This window comes from Brevundimonas sp., from assembly GCF_051858995.1.
GTDB lineage: Bacteria > Pseudomonadota > Alphaproteobacteria > Caulobacterales > Caulobacteraceae > Brevundimonas.
In genome coordinates, this window is the sequence record NZ_JBHYGN010000001.1 from 392,826 (window position 1) to 409,521 (window position 16,696).

Genomic DNA, 16,696 nt, shown 5'->3' on the forward strand with positions numbered 1-16,696 from the left:
TAGAAGGGAGCGAGACGTCCGCTTCCTTCAGGCCCCCGCCTTCTTCGCGAAATCCCAAGCCGCTTCAGACAGCGCCGGAACCTGCACGGCCATGCTCTTGGCCTGCGGCGAGGCGGCGGTGCCGTCTCTCACCCGACCGGCGATGCCCTGGCAGATGGCTGCCAGCCGGAACAGATTGTAGGCGAACAGCCAGTCGAGGTTCGACGGCGGCGGGGCGCCGGTCTTCTCCGCATAGCGGGCGACCACTTCCTCCACCGAGGGAATGCCCAGCGCTTCCAGATCGGCCCCGGCCAGGCCGTTGCGCATCGTCGCCGGAATGGCCCACGCGATCAGCAGATAGGAGAAGTCGGCCATCGGATCGCCCAGGGTCGACAGCTCCCAGTCCAGCACCGCGCGCACCTGCGCCCGGTCGGGCGCTAGGATCATATTGTCCAGCCGGAAGTCGCCGTGGACGATCCGCGCCGGGCTCTCCGGCGGAAGGGTGGCGGGCAGGAATTCGATCAGCCGGTCCATGGCCGGGATCGGATCGATCTCCGACGCCCGATACTGTTTGGTCCAGCGCCCGACCTGCCGCTCGAAATAGTTGCCCGGCTTGCCGTAGTCGCCCAGGCCGATGGCGGCGGGCTCGAAGCTGTGCAGGGCCGCTAGCGTATCCACCTGAGCGTCATAGATGGCGCGCCGCTCGGCGGGCTCCAGTCCCGGCAGCTTCAGGTCCCACAGGACCCGCCCCTCGACCTTGTCCATGACGTAGAACATCGAGCCGATGACCGCGTCGTCGGCGCACAGCGCATAGGGCCGCGCCGCCGGATAGCCTTGGGCGTGCAGGGCCGAGATGACGGTGAACTCGCGATCCACCGCATGGGCGCTGGGCAGCAGGGTCCCCGGCGGCTTGCGGCGCAGCACATAGGTCCGGCCCGGCGTCGACAGCTCATAGGTCGGATTGGACTGGCCACCGTTGAACTGGCGCACCGTCAGCGGCCCGGCGTAGCCCTCGACATTCGCCTCCAGCCAACGCCCAAGCGACGACTCGTCCAGGGCGTAGCGGGCGTCCACCGGGCGGGTCCCGGAGAAGGTCGACTGAGGATCTTCGGCAGGGGTCTGGGTCATTGCGCGGCGATGATGGCGGCCTTCACCGCCCCGCGCCAGCCTTTCAGCAGCCGCTCGCGCTCTTCCGCCGCCATCCGCGGGCGCCAGACGGCCGGAGCCTCGGCGGGCGCTGCGTCAAGCGTGTCGATCAGGCCGCACCCCAGCGCCGCCAGCTTGGCTGCGCCCAACGCCGTCATCTCCTGAAACGCGGGTCTCTCCACCGTGACATCGCAGATGTCGGCCACGAACTGCATTGCGAAGGCGTTGGCGGTCACCCCGCCGTCCACCTTCAGCACCGACAGGGCCGGCGCCCCGTCCTTCGCCAGGGCGTCCAGCAGGTCGCGCGTCTGATAGGCCAGCGATTCCAGCGCCGCCCGCACCATCTGGGCCGGGCCGCTGTCGCGGGTCAGGCCGATGAGGGTCCCGCGCGCCTCCGGCTCCCACCAGGGCGCGCCCAGGCCGGTGAAGCCCGGCACAAGATAGACCCCGCCATTGTCCTTCAGCCCCTGCGCCATCGCCTCCGACTGGCGCGATTCCGAGATCACCTTCAGCCCGTCGCGCAGCCATTGGATCGCCGATCCCGCCGAGAAGATGGAGCCTTCCAATGCGTATGCCGCAGTCCCCTGCGCCTCATAGCCCAACGTTCCCAGCAGGCGGCTGGACGAGGCGACCGGCTCATCGCCCACGTTGGCGACCAGAAACGCCCCGGTGCCATAGGTGATCTTGGCGTCCCCAGCGTTCAACGCGCCGTGTCCCACCAGCGCGGCCTGCTGATCCCCCGCCGCCCCGTGGATCGGCAGGGCCGCGCCGAACAGCGACGGCTCGCTCTCGCCCAACAGATCGGCGCAGCCCCGGATTTCTGGCAGGCCCGCCATCGGGACATTGAACAGCTCCGCCAGATCGGCTCGCCACTGGCGCGTCCTTAGATCCATCAAGGAGGTGCGACTGGCGTTGGTGGCATCGGTGACGTGGCTGGCCCCGCCCGTCAGCTTCCAGATCAGCCAGCTCTCGATGGTGCCCAGCTTGACCTCGCCCCTCTCCGCCCGATCGCGCGCGCCCGGAACCGCGTCCAGCAGCCAGGCGAATTTCGAGGCCGAGAAATAGGGGTCGAGGATCAGGCCGGTCGCCGCCTGAACTTCCGGTTCATGCCCGGCGGCGGCCAGCTTGCCGGTGGCGGCAGCGGTGCGCCGGTCCTGCCAGACCACGGCCCGGTGCAGGGGCTCGCCCGTGGCGACGTCCCAGATCACCGAGGTCTCGCGCTGGTTTGTGATGCCGATGGCGGCGAACCGCCCGACCCCGCCCGCCTTGCGCACCACCTCGCGACAGGTCTGCAGGGTCGCCGCCCAGATCTCGGCGGCGTCATGCTCGACCCAGCCGGGATGCGGGAAATGCTGCTCCAGCTCGATCTGGCTGACCGCCACGGGCCGCAGGCCGCCTTCGTCGGTCAGCCCGAACGCGATCGCCCGCGTCGAGGTGGTGCCCTGGTCGATAGCGAGGATAAGGCTTTTCATGGGGGGAGGTTAGACCGGGGTCGGGCGGGAATGTAAGGGAGGGAGCATGCACACAGCCTCTTTCGAAGGCGTCCGCGACGCCGCCCGCCAGCTCGCCAGCCACGCCGTCCGCACGCCGCTGATCGAAAGCCCGATGCTGAATGCGCATCTGGGCGGACGGGTGCTGCTGAAGGCCGAGAACCTGCAGCAGGCGGGGGCCTTCAAATTCCGCGGGGCCTGGAACCGGATCAGTCGCCTGACCCCCGACGAGCTGAAGCGTGGGGTCGTCGCCTATTCATCGGGCAATCACGCCCAGGCCGTGGCTTGCGCCGCGAAGATGATGGGGACCCCCGCCATCATCGTCATGCCCGCCGACAGCCCGAAGGTGAAGGTCGAGGGGGTCATCGCCTTCGGCGGAGAGGTCCGCCTCTATGACCGCTACACCGAAAGCCGTGAGGCCATCGGCGAGGATATCGCGGCCACGCGCGGCAGCGTCCTGGTCCGCCCCTTCGACGACCCCTTCGTCATCGAGGGCCAGGGCACGGTCGGGCTGGAGATCGTCGAACAGGCCGAGGCTGCTGGCGCGAAGATCGACCAGCTGCTGTGCGGCGCCTCGGGCGGCGGCCTGATCGCCGGGGTCAACCTGTCGATGGCCGCCCTCCTGCCCGACGTCCCAGTCGTCGGCATCGAGCCGCGCGACTACAACGACACCCAGCTGTCGATGGCGGCGGGCGAGCGCCTGACCCACGCCCCGGCCCACGGCACCATCTGCGACGCCCTGATGACCGACCGTCCGGGCGAGCTGACCTTCCCCATCAACCGCCGCCTGTCGCGCGTCGAGACCGTCTCGGACGCAGAGGTCGCCGAGGCCGTCCGCTACGCCTTCCGCGCCCTGAAACTGGTGGTTGAGCCCGGCGGCGCGGTCTCTCTGGCGGCGTTGCTGGCCGGCAAGGTTGAGGCCAGGGGCAAGACCACGGCGATCGTCCTCTCCGGCGGCAATATCGACCCGCTGCTGTTCGCGGAAATCATTGAGGGTCGCTTCGAAGGGAAGTCGCCGTCCGAACCCCTCTCCCCAAAGGAGAGGTGAGCAACACGCCCCGCACCTTTCCCGAAGGGGGTTTCGATAATGGACCCACGCGGTTAGCGTGGCTCCAAAATCGGAGGAAACCATGCCCAAGCCGTCAGAATTGCAGTCGCTCATCGGGACCGAGCTCGGGGTCTCGCGCTGGTTCCTGGTCGATCAGGCCCGGATCGACGCCTTCGCCGAGACCACCGAGGACTGGCAGTTCATCCATGTGAACCCCGAACTGGCCGCCCAGACCCCGTTCGGCGGGACCATCGCCCACGGCTTCCTGACCCTCAGCCTCGCCTCGGCCATGTCCTATGACTGCGTCAAGCCGCTGGACGGGGTGGCGCTGGGCGTCAACTACGGCTTCGACAAGCTGCGCTTCATCGCCCCCGTGCCCGCCGGGTCGAAGATCCGTGGACGGTTCAAGCTCCTGTCCGCCGAGGACAAAGGCGGCGGCCGCTGGCTGATCAAGCACGAACTGACCGTCGAGATCGAAGGCGGCGACAAGCCCGCCCTGATCGCCGAGTGGTTGAGCATGCAGATGCTTGCCGGTTGAGTGGGCTGGACGTCATCGCTCGGGTCAGTCGATAAGACGCGAGCGAGACGCTCTCTGTACGGAAACCGCCCTTGCATCACGACCACGGCGCCGTCTTCCTGCTCCTGTCCTACACCGTCGCCGTTCTGGCGGCCTGGACCGCGCTTGATCTGTTCCAGCGCATCCGGGGGCGTGAGGGCCGGGATCAGACGCCTTGGCTCGCGGCGGCCGCCGTGGCCATGGGCGGCGGCGTCTGGGCCATGCATTTCATCGCCATGCTGGGCTTCGATCCCGGCGCCCCGGTCCGCTACGACCCCGGCCTGACCCTGTTGTCCTTTCTGCTGGCCGTGGCCGGCACGGCGGGGGCCTTCTTCGCCGCCTCGCGCCAGCAACTGGGTGCCGTCCGCATCCCGGTCGCCGGAGCGGTCATGGGGATGGCCATCGTCCTGATGCACTATGTCGGCATGGCCGCCATGCGCACCGCCGCCACCGTCGGCTGGCGGCTGGAACTGGTCCTCGCCTCCATCGTCATCGCCATCGCGGCCTCCATCGCCGCCCTCTGGGCCAGCCGCCGCGAAACCTCGACCGTCTGGCGCGCCGCCGCCGCCGCCATCCTCGGCGTCGCCGTGGTCGGCATGCATTACACCGGCATGGCCGCCCTCGATCTGCAGCCGGTGACCATGGCCATGGACGACAGCGGCGCCCCGCCCCTTGCCATCGCGGTCAGCATCGCCGCCGTCACCGCCGTTATCCTGTTCATCGGCCTGGCCGCCTCCATGGCCGACGAGCGGGCCCGCCTGCTCTCCGTGCTGGCGGCGGCGGGCGTCGGCTACTGGGAGCTCAATCCCCGCGACCGCACCTTCGCCCTGTCGCCCCGAGCCCGCGAACTGGTGGGGCTGGAGGACGACCAGCCGACCGGCGATGTCTCTGATCCCGTCTGGCTGGGTCAGGACCACCTCACCGCCCGCAACGCCGCGCTGGAGGCCGCCCTAATGGGCGAGGCGGGCTATGACGTCGAATATCCGGTCGCCGGTTCGGGCCGCTGGGTCCATTCGCGCGGCAGTCTGATCCGTTCGCGCTCGGGCCGTCCGCTCAAGCTGGCCGGGGTGGTCAGCGACAGCACCGACCGCCGTCTGGCCTTCGAGGCGCTGGAGACCAGCGAGCGGCGCCAGAAGCTGCTGATCAATGAGCTGAATCACCGGGTGAAGAACACCTTGGCCACCATCCAGTCGATCGCCACTCTGACCGCGCGGCGGGCGACATCGGTGGCCGAGTTCTCGGCCCTGTTCGAGGCCCGGCTGATGGCCCTGTCGGCGACCCACAACCTGCTGACCGCCACCGGCTGGGAGCAGGCGACCCTGGCGGACCTGCTGGCCAAGGAACTGCGCCCCTATTCGCCCGATCAGTTCCAGCTGGAGGGGCCGGACGTCCTGTTTGAGCCGCCGCAGGCCCTGGCCATGGGCATGATCATCCACGAACTGGCCACCAACGCGGCCAAGCACGGGGCGCTCAGCGTCGCCGGCGGGGCTGTGGTCATGACCTGGACCGCGCCCGATGATGAGGGCCGGGTGGTGCTGGACTGGATCGAGCAGGGCGGCCCGGCCATCGCGGCCTCGCCCGAACGCGTAGGCTTCGGCTCGCGCCTGATCGCCACCAGCCTGAAGGGCGACCTGAACGGCTCGGCCGATCTCGACTATGCGCCCGAGGGGCTGAAGGCGCGGATGGTCTTCAGGCCGGCGCCCGGACGGCGCGACGCCCTGTTCCGGGAGTCCGCGCCGTCGGAGGCCTGATCAGCCCTCGCCGAGGCAGCGCAGGGCGACTTCCAGATTGCGCAGCCCGTCCTCGCCGGTGACCGCCGGGCTCTCGCCGGTGCGGATGGCGTGGGCGAAGGCTTCGAGCTCCTTCTTGAGCGGCTCGTTCGGCCAACTCATCACGCCGCGGGTCGAGTAGCTGCCGTCCGGCTGCTGACCGAAATATTCAGTGACCTGACGGGTCATCAGGTCGGCGACCACGAACTTGCCCTTGGTCGCGACCTGCAGGGTGCGGGTCTTGTAGGGGGTGACCCAGTTGGTGGTGATGTGGGCGATCACCCCGTTCTCCAGCCGGAACTGGAGCAGGGCGGTGTCCTCGCGCTCGGCCTTGGTCCGGGCCAGTTGCGGCTGGACCTCGGTGATCTCCGAGTCGGTCAGGTGGCGGATGATGTCGATATCGTGCACCGCCAGGTCGATGACCACGCCCACATCGCCCATGCGGGGCGGGAAGGGACCGACGCGGGTGATCTGGATCGAGATCACGTCCTCGCCTTGGATGGCCCGCTTTACGGCCTCAACGGCCGGGTTGAAGCGCTCGACCTGGCCGACCATCAGCACCCGGTCATTGGCCTTGGCGGCGTCGATCATCCGCTGGGCGTCGGCGACGGTGGCGGCGATGGGCTTTTCGACTAGGACGTGGACGCCCTTCTCGAGCAGGGCCACCGACAGGTCGGCGTGGTAGCGGTTCGGCGTGGCGACCACGGCGGCGTCCAGACCGGCGGCGACGAAGTCCTCGGCGGCGGTGAAGGCGGCGGCGTCATACAGACCGGCCACGCCCTCGGCGGTGGCGGCGTCGGGATCGAACACCGCCGACAGGTTGAAGTCGCGGATGTCCGACAGGACGCGGGCGTGGTTGCGGCCCATGACGCCGACGCCGGCGACGCCGACCTTGAGCGGAGTCTGTTGAACGGTCATGCGGATCAGTCCTTGAACGACGCGACGGCGGCGATGATGCGGTCCTGGGTCGCCTCGTCGAGGTCGGCGTGCATCGGCAGGCTCAGCACCCGGTCCTTCAGGCGCTCGGTGACCGGCAGGCCGCCTTCGCCGCGCGGGAAATGCTTGTACGCGGGCTGCAGGTGCATGGGAATCGGATAGTAGACGGCGGTCGGCACGCCCTGTTCCTTCAGGTGGGCGATCAGGCCGTCCCGGTCATCGTGCTCGATGGTGTACTGGGCCCAGTTGGAGATGTTGCCGGCGGGCACGTCCGGCACGGCGCCGACGTGGGGGCGCAGGCCTTCGTTGTAGCGGGCGGCGATGCGGTTGCGCCACTCGATCTCCTCGCCGAAGACCTTCAGCTTCTCAATCAGGACGGCGGCCTGGATGGTGTCCAGGCGGCTGTTCATGCCAATGCGCATGGCCAGGTATTTCGGATCGTGGTCGAAGGCGGCGGCCGCGCCGGCCTCGAGGTCCTTGGCCACCACCCTGCCGTGGACGCGGTAGCTGTCGATCTCCTGCGCCAGATCGTCGTCATTGGTCAGGATCGCGCCGCCGTCGCCGTAGCAGCCCAGCGGCTTGGCCGGGAAGAAGCTGGTGGTGGTCACGTCCGCCCATTTGATCGGATGGTCGCCGTTGACGGTGCAGCCGAAGCCCTGGGCCGAGTCCGAGATCAGCTTGAGACCATGTTTGTCGCAGATGGCCTTGAGGGCCGGATAGTCGGCGGGCTGGCCGAACAGGTCGACGGCGATGACCACGCGCGGGGTCAGGCGGCCCTCGGCCTTGATCCCCTCGATGGCGCGTTCCAGCGCGGCGGGGTCCATGTTGTAGGTGACCGGATCGACGTCGACGAAGATCGGCTCGGCATTGGTCCAAGGCACGATCTCGGCGGTCGCGGTGAAGGTGAAGCTGGGGCAGAAGACCGCGTCGCCCGCGCCCACGCCCCAGGCCATCAGCGGCAGGACCAGAGCGTCGGTGCCGTTGGCGCAGCCGAGCGCGTGCTTGGCCTGACCGAAGGCGGCCAGATCGGCCTCGAACTGGCGCACCTGCGGCCCCATGACCCACGCGCCGCCGATGACGGCCTCCTGAACGGCGGCCTCAATCTTGCCGGCCAGACGCAGGCGTTGGGCTTGCAGGTCGATGAAGGCAATGGACATTCGGAACTCTCCGGTCGCGGTCGCGCGGGCGGGGCGACGCGGATTCAACGCGCCGATCAGGATGGGCGCTCCTAACAAATCCGACGGACCTGCCGCAAATCCCGAGGGGTCACATCGGGTGAGGGATTGCAACGAACCGTGATGGCGCCTATCCCCATCGCCATGTCGACCGGCCATCCTGCTGTGTTTCTCGACCGCGACGGCGTTCTGATCGAGGACACGGGTTACCCCCATCTCGAATCCCAGCTGCGCATGATGCCTGGCGCGGCCGAGGCGGTGCGGCGGCTGAACCGTCTCGGCTACCTCTGCGTCATCGTCACCAACCAGTCCGGCGTGGCGCGCGGCCTGTTCACCGAACAGCAGATGCACGCCTTTAACGACTTGATCGTGCGCAGGCTGGCGGTGAGCGGCGGGCGGATCGGCGCGGTCTACGCCTGCCCCTATCATTCCGAGGGTCGGGTCGAGGCCTATATCCATCCCGACCATCCGGACCGTAAGCCCAATCCGGGCATGATCCTGCGAGCCATCGCCGAGCATCACATCGACCCGGCCAAGAGCTTCATGATCGGCGACCAGCCGTCCGACATGGAGGCGGCGAAGCGCGCGGGCATTCCCGGCTTCCGCTTCGAGGGCGGCGATCTGGACGATTTCGTGCGCGAGCTTTTGGGGCACTGATCCACCGCTGAAGACGTCGTCAGGCTTCGACCGGTGGGATTTCGCGCGCCGATGAAATACCATCAGGCCCTCACCCTCCCCGGGAGATCCGCATGAGCCAGCCCTATGTCGACCGTCGCTGGAACAGCGCCGATGACCTCAGCCTTTACGCGCGCGATTACGCCCCCTCAGGCGGTCAGGCCAAACTGCCGCTGATCGCTATCCACGGCCTGACCCGCAACTCGAAGGATTTCGAGGTCATCGCCCCCCTGATCGCCCAGAGCGGGCGTCGGGTGCTGGCCATCGACGTGCGCGGACGCGGCCTGTCGGACGAGGCCAAGGATCCGATGACCTACCAGCCCGCGACCTACGCCCAGGACGTGCTGGCCCTACTGCAGCAGACGGGCATCGAGCGCGCCGTCTTCTTGGGCACCTCCATGGGCGGGCTGATCACCATGGCCCTGGCCGCGATCCGCTCGAAAGTCATCGCCGCGGCCATCATCAATGACGTCGGCCCCGAGGTGGCGAAGGAAGGGTTGGCCCGGATCGCCGCCTATTCCGGCCAGCCGGTGGACACTCCCACCTGGGCTGACGCCGCCGCCTACGCGAAGAAGATCAATGAGGTCGCCTTCCCCCACTACACGGACGCCGACTGGGCCGCCTTCGCCCAGCGAATCTTCCGCGAGGGGACGGAGGGCACGCCGGTGCTGAACTATGATCCGGACATCGCCGTGCCGATCAAGGCCGCGGGGGCCAAGGCGCTCGTCCCGAATCTGTGGCCCATGTTCAGCCGCCTGACCAAGGGCCGTCAGGTGCTGCTGGTGCGGGGCCAGAACTCGGACCTGCTCAGCGATGCCATCGCCGCCAAGATGCAGAAACGCGCCCCCAAGATGGACTTCGTCGAGGTCCCCGGCGTCGGCCACGCGCCCATGCTGGACGAGCCGGAAGCCAAGGCGGCGATCTTCCCGTTCCTGAACGAGGTGCCGTAGGGCGAGGAATTGGAGCTTAGGGGAAGATGCGTCTCGGCTAACTCCTAAGCCCTAATTCCTTCTTCCTAGCCAGGGACGTTGGTCTCCAGTTCGTCGATCCAGACCTTGGCCGTCGCATCCGACGGCGCGCGCCAGTCGCCGCGCGGGCTGAGTGAGCCGCCGGTGACGACCTTGGGCCCGTTCGGGACGGCCGAGCGCTTGAACTGGCTGGTCTGGAAGAACCGGTGCAGGAATTTGCGCAGCCAGGCCTTGATGGTCGGCAGGTCGTATTCGACCTTCTCGTCCTCCGGCGTGCCCGCGGGCCAGTGGCCGGTCGCCGCGTCCTTCCAGGCCTGATGGGCCAGATAGGCCACCTTGGACGGCGTCAGTCCGAAGCGGGTGATGTAGAACAGGAAGAAGTCGTTCAGCGCATAGGGGCCGACGGTCGCCTCTGTCGACTGGATTTGGCCGTCTTTGGCCGGGACAAGTTCGGGCGAGATCTCGGTGTCCAGAATGGCGTGCAGGACGCGGACGGTGTCGCCGTCATGTTCCTTGGTCGCCACCCAGCGGATCAGGTGCCGGATCAGGGTCTTCGCCACGCCGCCGTTGACGTTGTAGTGGCTCATATGGTCGCCGACGCCATAGGTGGCCCAGCCCAGCGCCAGTTCCGACAGGTCGCCGGTGCCGAGCACCAGCCCGCCGTGATGGTTGGCCAGCCGGAACAGATAGTCGGTGCGCAGGCCCGCCTGCACATTCTCGAAGGTGATGTCGTGGACCGGCTCGCCCCGGGCGTAGGGGTGTTTGATGTCGGCCAGCATCCGCTCGGCGGCGGGGCGAATGTCGATCTCGTCGCCGGTGACGCCCAGCGCCTTCATCAGCGCCCAGGCGTTTGACTTGGTGCCGTCCGAGGTTGCGAAGCCGGGCATTGTGAAGGCGAGGATGCCGGTGCGCGGCAGCTCCAGCCGGTCAAAGGCGCGACAGGCGACCAGCAGGGCCTGGGTCGAATCCAGACCGCCCGACACGCCGATGACCAGCGTCTTCGATCCCGTGGCCTTCAGGCGGCGCATCAGGCCCTGGACCTGAATGTTGAAGGCTTCGTAGCAGTCCTGATCCAGCCGCGCGGCGTCGTCCGGCACGAAGGGGAAGCGGTCGAGGTGGCGCGTGAGGGCGGAGACGGGGCCGGCGGGCGCCTCGTCCTCAAGGATGACCAGACGGTGGAAGCCGCCGTCTTCGCCCCCCCGCTGGGCCTCGAGCCGGGCGCAGTCGGCGAAGGTGCCGGTGCGCAGGCGCTCCAGACCGATCCGCTCGACGTCGATGTCGGCGAAGGTCAGGTGGGACTCCGTCGAGAAGCGCGGCCCCTCGGCCAGTTTCGCGCCCAGTTCGTGGATCGTCGCCTGACCGTCCCACGCCAGATCGGTGGTGGACTCGCCCCAGCCGGAGGCGGTGAAGACATAGGCCGCCTGGGCGCGCGCCGATTGGCTGGCTGACAACAGGCCGCGCTCGTCCGCCTTGCCGATGACGATGTTGGAGGCCGACAGGTTCAGCAGGATGCGGGCCCCGGCCAGCGCGGCGCGGGTCGAGGGCGGCAGGGGCGCCCAATAGTCCTCGCAGATCTCGACGGCGAAGGTAAAGCCGGGCCGGTCCGCGACCTCGAACACCACATTCGGATTGAAGGTCGCCCAGCTGTCGCCGATCCGGACCCCGCCATGGGTTCCGGCGCCGGAGGTGAACCAACGCTTCTCGTAATATTCGCGGTAGTTGGGCAGGAAGGTCTTGGGCACGATCCCCTTCACCCGACCGCCCGCCAGCACCACGGCGCAGTTGTACAGGGCGTCACCTTTGCGGATCGGGGCGCCGACGACGGCGACCACCCCGGCCAACTGGGCCGCGGCGGCGAGAGGGGCGACACAGCTTTCAACCTGCATCAGCAAGGCGTCCTGCATCAGCAGGTCGTCGATGGCGTAGCCGGTCAGGCTGAGCTCGGGGAAGACGATCAGGTCCACGCCCTGGGCGCCCGCCTGCTGGATCAGTTCGATGTGCTCCAGCATGTTGGCGGCGGGGTCGGCGGTGTGCACGACCGGGGTCGCGGCGGCGACGCGCACGAAGCCCTGGTTGCGGGGGGCGTGGAACGGTTCGGTCCGGGTCAAGGCGCGATCCTTCAGGGGTCTTTTGCTCATATAGAGCCAAAGGTTGGCTGCGGCTACGTTAGCCCGTGACCTGAGGAACGCCGACCGCTAAACGGGGATCATGACCGACGCGCCGAAAAAAGGCTGGTTCTCCCGGCTGACGGAAGGCCTGAGCCGTTCCTCGAAGCAGATGACCGAACAGGTCGTCGCCACCTTCGTGAAGGAACCGCTCAGCGAGACCGCCCTCGAACAGCTGGAAGAGCATCTGCTGGAAAGCGATCTGGGGCCGGCGGCGACCGACCGGATCGTCGAACGCTTCCGTGACCTGCGCTTCGGCGCGGGGGCCAATGAGCGGGAGGTCAAGGAGGCGCTGGCCGAGGCCGTGGCCGCCGAACTGATCAACCACGAGGCCCGCTATGAGCCGCTGGGCGGCGACAAGCCGTTCGTGACCCTGTTCGTCGGCGTCAACGGCTCGGGCAAGACGACGACGCTCGGCAAGATCGCCTCGGACCTGACGGCGCAGGGCGCTAAGGTTATGATCGTGGCCTGCGACACCTTCCGCGCCGCCGCCCGTGAGCAGTTGAAGGTGTGGGCCGAACGCGCGGGCGCGACCTTCGAAAGCCGCCGCGACGGCGCCGACGCCGCCGGCCTGGCCTTCGACGCCTACACCCGCGCCAAGGCCGAGGGCTTCGACGTCGTCCTGATCGACACCGCCGGGCGCCTGCAGAACAAGTCCGCCCTGATGGACGAGTTGCTGAAGATCGTTCGCGTGCTGAAGAAGGTCGATCCGGAAGCCCCGCACGAGACCCTGCTGGTGCTGGACGCCACAGTCGGCCGCAATGCGCTGGAGCAGGAAAAGATCTTCGGTCGGACGGCCTATGTTTCGGGCGTGGTGATGACCAAGCTGGACGGCACGGCGCGCGGCGGGGTTCTGGTGCCCGTCGCCCAGGCCTCGGACGCCCCGATCAAGCTGATCGGCGTCGGCGAAGGCGTCGATGACCTGCAACCGTTCGACGCCCGGGCGTTTTCACGCTCTCTGGTGGGACTCGAGGACTGAAGATGACCGAAGCTGCTGAACGTCGGGGCTCCAGCATCCGTCAGGCTGTCGATTTCGGCGCGCTGGTCGCCTTCCTGGCCGCTTATGCCGTCATGCGGTTCGTGCTGAAGCAGGACAGCACCCAAGCCATGCTGCACGCCACCTGGGTCCTGGTCGGCGCCTCGGCCATTGCCCTGATTGTCGGCTATGTGGTCGAGAAGCGACTGGCGCCTCTGCCGCTGCTGACCGGCGGCTTCGCCCTGGTCTTCGGCGTGCTGACGCTGGTCTTCCACGATCCCAAGCTGCTCCAGATCAAGATCACGGTGCAGAACGCGGTGCTGGCCGTGGTGCTGCTGGGCTCGCTGCCGCTGGGCAAATACCCTTTCAAATATCTGCTCGGCGAGGCGCTGAAGATCACCGACGCGGGCTGGCGAGGCCTGACCCTCCGCTACGGCCTGTATTTCGCCGCCGTGGCGGTGGTGAATGAACTGGTGCGCAATCCGGCTGTAGTCGAGGCGGCGCTGCAGGCGCTGAACCGTCCGCCGGCGGATCCTTACGACGTCTGGATGGGCTTCCGCGGCGGGCTCTGGATGGCCTCGGCGGTGTTCGGCGTCTGGCAGGTCTTCTTCATCATGAAGCACCTGATCAAGGACGAGGAGCCGGTCGAGCCGGTGTCTCCGGACACGGGACTTTGACGCTGAACGGATCGTCCGTCGTCAAACCGTAAAATGCGCCTGCTAGCTCTACCGAAGCAGCCGAGGGGATACGGTTCATGGTCAAGTCCGGAAACAAGCCGAAGCGCGGCGGAGCCCTCGCGGGTTCGCCCAGTCATCTGATTCATCGCGCCCTGCAGCTGGCGCTCGATATCTATGCCGAAGAGACGGGTCCTGACGGTCTGACCCAGCGCCAGTTCGCGGTGCTGGAGGCGGTCAGCCACAAGGCCGGCCTGACCCAGACGGATCTGGTCCGCGCCACCGGCATCGACCGTTCGACCCTGGCCGATCTGGTCGCCCGCATGACCACCAAGGGTCTGCTGGATCGCGAGAAATCGACCATCGACGCCCGCGCCAAGGCCGTGCGCCTGTCGCCCGCTGGTGAAGCCGCCCTGGAGGCCGCCCGCCCGCGCGTCGAGGCCGCCGACAAGCGGATCATGGGCCTGCTGCCCAAGGGCAAGCGCGACGGCTTCCTGGACCTGCTGGGCGAACTGGCCGGTGAGGCGGACGCCGCCCCGGTGAAGGCCAAGGCTGAAGCCAAGGCGGCCAAGAAGGCCGCCCGCGAGCTCAAGAAGGCCGAAAAGGCCGCGCGCAAGGCGGACAAGCCGATCAAGGCCGAGAAGCCCGCCAAGGCCGAAAAGCCGGCCAAGGCGAAGAGGGACAAAGTGACCGAACCGGCCTGACGGCTGGCGCCGGCTTTTCTTGCGGTCGGATACGGGGCTGAAAGTGGCTAATAGTCGCTGGCGCTGGCCATCGGCCCTCCGTCGCTGGCCCAAGCCCTGGCCCTACGTCTCGCCACTCGCTACTAGCCACTTCCATCCCCTGTCGATGAAAACTGGCCGCTCCGCTTCCGACACGGCCAATCCTTCCGTCAGTCCATCAGCTGCTGCGCCAGATAGACGTAGTGGCGCGCCCAGCGGCGGGCGTTGGCGACCGGGTCGGCGTCGTTCGAGTGTCCGCCCGCCGTCTCCTCATAATAGAGGTGGTCGTAGCCCATATCGCCCAGACGGGCCGCGAACTTGCGGGCGTGGCCCGGGTGGACGCGGTCGTCACGGGTGTTCGTCGTGATGTAGACGCGCGGATAGTTCGCGCCCGGACGAAGCTGCTGATAGGCCGAATAGCGGGCGATCCAGGCCGCTTCCTCGGGGATGCGCGGATCGCCGTACTCGCCGATCCACGAGGCCCCGGCGGGCAGCTCATGATAGCGCAGCATGTCGATCAGCGGGCTCTCGATCACCGCCGCGTTGAACAGTTCCGGATGCTGGGTGATCGAGACCGAGGTCAGGACGCCGCCGTTCGAGCGCCCGTAGATGCCCAGACGACGTGGGGTGGTGATGCCCCGCTGCTCCAGATCGCGGGCGACGGCGGCGAAGTCGTCGAAGGCCAGCTGGCGGTTCTCGTTCAGCACCGACTGGTGCCATTGCGGGCCGAACTCGCCGCCGCCCCGGATGTTGGCCTGGACGAAGACGCCACCGTTCTCGAGCCACAGCTTGCCCATCTCCGGCTTGTAGGCGGGCGGGAAGCTGACCTGGAAACCGCCGTAGCCGAACAGGATGGTCGGCGCCGGGCCGCTCTGGTTGCGCGGGCGGGTGACGAAATAGGGGATCTTGGTCCCGTCCGAGGACGTGGCCTCGAACTGTTCGGTGACGTGGGTAGAGGCGTCGAACTTGGCCGGGGCCGAGCGAATTTCGACGATGGCGTTCGGCGACTGGTTCGACTCGTTCGCGCGGCGCGAGACCGGGAAGTCGATGTCCAGCAGGCCCAGCGAGGGCGGGGTCAGGAAATTCTGCGACGAGACGAAGATCTCGCCCCTGCCCTTGGAGCGGTCGCCCAGGCCGATGGCGCTGTTGTCCGGCACGGCGACCTGACGCTCGGCCCAGCCCCATTCGCCGTGGTTGGCGAAGATCGACAGGCGGCCCCTGACGTTGTCATTGTAGGACACCACGACCCGGTCCGAGAACAGGGCCACGCTGTCGATCGACTGGCGGGCGTTGGGAGCGAAGATCAGCTGGGCCTGATTGCTGATGATGACGTCCGTGCCCTGACGCAGGGTCGCGGGCGTGAAGGACAGCAATGATCCGGCGGCGTATTCGACGCCGAACGGCTTCCAGGTCTCTTCCGGCGAGAGGATCAGCAGGCCGCCCGAGGTTCCGTAGATCGAAACCTGGCTGGGCACATTCAGGCGGACGGGACGGCCATCGACCAGCTCCCAGGTCTCCGAGCGATAGGTGTCCAGCGGGCGGCTGATGATCACCGCCTCCACCGCGCCGTCCTTGTTGCGATAGACGCTCGGGCTGACGCCATAGCCGCCGTCGGAGGCCTCGCCGCGATAGAGCTCGGTCGCCTGCGCCAGGGTCTGGCCGCGCTTCAGCGTCTTGACGATGAAGGGATAGCCCGACTCCGTCAGTGTGCCGTCGCCGAAATCGGTGGCGACCAGCAGGGTGTCGCGGTCCAGCCATTCGAGGCGGTGCTTGCCCTCGGGCAGGACGAAGCCGCCAGCCACGAAGGATTTGGTGGTCAGGTCGAACTCGCGCACGACCACGGCGTCCTTGCCGCCGTCAGACAGGCTGATCAGGCAGCGGGTTTCATCCGGCGCCAGGCAGTCGGCGCCCTTCCAGACCCAGTCCTTGCCCTCGGCGCGCGACAGGGCGTCGATGTCCAGCAGGGTCTCCCACTGGGTGTTCGCCGAGCGGTAGCTGTCCAGCGAGGTCCGGCGCCAGACGCCCTTGGGATTGGTCGCGTCCTGCCAGAAGTTCCCGATGCCCTCGCCGAGGAAGCTGGGCGAGGGGATGCGATCCGTGGCCGTCAGGATGGCCTCGGCCTCGGCCCGGAAGGTCTCGTAGCGACGGTCGCCGGTCAGGGCGGCCAGCGACCGCTCGTTCTCGGAACGGACGAACGCCATGGCCTCGGTCCCGTTGACCTCCTCCAGCGCCAGATGATCGTCGGCGGCGCGCACGCCCGCCGGGGTCAGGTCCGCCGGGAAATGCGGCGGGGTCTGGCTCTGGGCGTAGGCCGGGGCGGCGAGTGCGACCACGGCCACACCCATCATCAGGGACTTCATCATCGAGCGGCTCCGCGCAACAGGTCCTCCCCTTCAGGGAGGGAGACCATCCGAAGG

General features: G+C 68.0%; 14 protein-coding genes. 8 read left to right on the top strand and 6 right to left on the bottom strand.

Annotation, left to right across the window (positions count from 1 at the left end):
• Nucleotides 1-27: 27 nt before the first annotated feature.
• Together ACTIEF_RS02060 and glpK are read right to left on the bottom strand one after the other, a co-directional pair.
• Nucleotides 28-1,107 carry a phosphotransferase family protein gene (locus ACTIEF_RS02060; protein ID WP_439470521.1) on the bottom strand — a complete coding sequence of 360 codons (1,080 nt, stop codon included), beginning with the start codon at nt 1,105-1,107 and terminating at the stop codon, nt 28-30.
• A complete protein-coding gene (gene glpK, locus ACTIEF_RS02065; RefSeq protein ID WP_439470522.1) occupies nt 1,104-2,597 on the bottom strand; it encodes a glycerol kinase GlpK in 1,494 nt (497 codons plus the stop codon). Before glpK ends, ACTIEF_RS02060 begins: the two co-directional genes overlap by 4 nt.
• 46 nt (nt 2,598-2,643) lie before the next feature.
• Here glpK and ACTIEF_RS02070 point away from each other — a divergent pair, with 46 nt between their 5' ends.
• The 3 genes from ACTIEF_RS02070 to ACTIEF_RS02080 all read left to right on the top strand — a co-directional run bounded on the left by ACTIEF_RS02070 (nt 2,644) and on the right by ACTIEF_RS02080 (nt 5,970).
• Nucleotides 2,644-3,663, top strand: a complete 1,020-nt coding sequence (locus ACTIEF_RS02070) for a threonine ammonia-lyase (protein ID WP_439470523.1) — start codon at nt 2,644-2,646, stop codon at nt 3,661-3,663.
• Nucleotides 3,664-3,745: 82 nt separating this feature from the next.
• Nucleotides 3,746-4,201: a MaoC family dehydratase gene (locus tag ACTIEF_RS02075; RefSeq protein WP_439470524.1), complete on the top strand. Its 456-nt coding sequence runs from the start codon at nt 3,746-3,748 to the stop codon at nt 4,199-4,201.
• A 71-nt stretch (nt 4,202-4,272) separates the two neighbouring features.
• Entirely contained in the window at nt 4,273-5,970 is a 1,698-nt protein-coding gene (locus ACTIEF_RS02080) for an MHYT domain-containing protein (RefSeq protein ID WP_439470525.1), read from the top strand.
• On the opposite strand, the gene ACTIEF_RS02085 is transcribed toward ACTIEF_RS02080, so the two are convergent.
• Nucleotides 5,971-6,906, bottom strand: a complete 936-nt coding sequence (locus ACTIEF_RS02085; RefSeq protein WP_439470526.1) for a Gfo/Idh/MocA family protein — start codon at nt 6,904-6,906, stop codon at nt 5,971-5,973.
• Nucleotides 6,907-6,911: 5 nt separating this feature from the next.
• Nucleotides 6,912-8,081 carry a DegT/DnrJ/EryC1/StrS family aminotransferase gene (locus ACTIEF_RS02090; RefSeq protein ID WP_439470527.1) on the bottom strand — a complete coding sequence of 390 codons (1,170 nt, stop codon included), beginning with the start codon at nt 8,079-8,081 and terminating at the stop codon, nt 6,912-6,914.
• A gap of 141 nt (nt 8,082-8,222) precedes the next feature.
• Between ACTIEF_RS02090 and ACTIEF_RS02095 the strand changes: the two genes are divergently transcribed.
• Both ACTIEF_RS02095 and ACTIEF_RS02100 read left to right on the top strand, forming a co-directional pair.
• A complete protein-coding gene (locus ACTIEF_RS02095) occupies nt 8,223-8,756 on the top strand; it encodes a D-glycero-alpha-D-manno-heptose-1,7-bisphosphate 7-phosphatase (RefSeq protein WP_439470528.1) in 534 nt (177 codons plus the stop codon).
• A gap of 92 nt (nt 8,757-8,848) precedes the next feature.
• The gene (locus ACTIEF_RS02100) at nt 8,849-9,724 is read left to right on the top strand and encodes an alpha/beta fold hydrolase (RefSeq protein ID WP_439470529.1); all 876 of its coding nucleotides are present in this window, start codon (nt 8,849-8,851) and stop codon (nt 9,722-9,724) included.
• A gap of 65 nt (nt 9,725-9,789) precedes the next feature.
• Here ACTIEF_RS02100 and ACTIEF_RS02105 read toward each other — a convergent pair whose 3' ends face one another.
• Nucleotides 9,790-11,880, bottom strand: a complete 2,091-nt coding sequence (locus ACTIEF_RS02105; RefSeq protein WP_439470530.1) for an NAD(+) synthase — start codon at nt 11,878-11,880, stop codon at nt 9,790-9,792.
• Nucleotides 11,881-11,950: 70 nt separating this feature from the next.
• Here ACTIEF_RS02105 and ftsY point away from each other — a divergent pair, with 70 nt between their 5' ends.
• The 3 genes from ftsY (at nt 11,951) to ACTIEF_RS02120 (ending at nt 14,261) form a co-directional block, all read left to right on the top strand.
• Nucleotides 11,951-12,886, top strand: coding sequence for a signal recognition particle-docking protein FtsY (gene ftsY / locus ACTIEF_RS02110; protein WP_439470531.1), 936 nt, complete (start codon nt 11,951-11,953; stop codon nt 12,884-12,886).
• A gap of 2 nt (nt 12,887-12,888) precedes the next feature.
• Entirely contained in the window at nt 12,889-13,560 is a 672-nt protein-coding gene (locus ACTIEF_RS02115; RefSeq protein ID WP_439470532.1) for an inner membrane-spanning protein YciB, read from the top strand.
• Nucleotides 13,561-13,637: 77 nt separating this feature from the next.
• Nucleotides 13,638-14,261, top strand: coding sequence for a MarR family winged helix-turn-helix transcriptional regulator (locus ACTIEF_RS02120; RefSeq protein ID WP_439470533.1), 624 nt, complete (start codon nt 13,638-13,640; stop codon nt 14,259-14,261).
• Nucleotides 14,262-14,449: 188 nt separating this feature from the next.
• On the opposite strand, the gene ACTIEF_RS02125 is transcribed toward ACTIEF_RS02120, so the two are convergent.
• Entirely contained in the window at nt 14,450-16,642 is a 2,193-nt protein-coding gene (locus ACTIEF_RS02125) for a prolyl oligopeptidase family serine peptidase (protein ID WP_439470534.1), read from the bottom strand.
• Between the last annotated feature and the right edge of the window lie 54 nt (nt 16,643-16,696).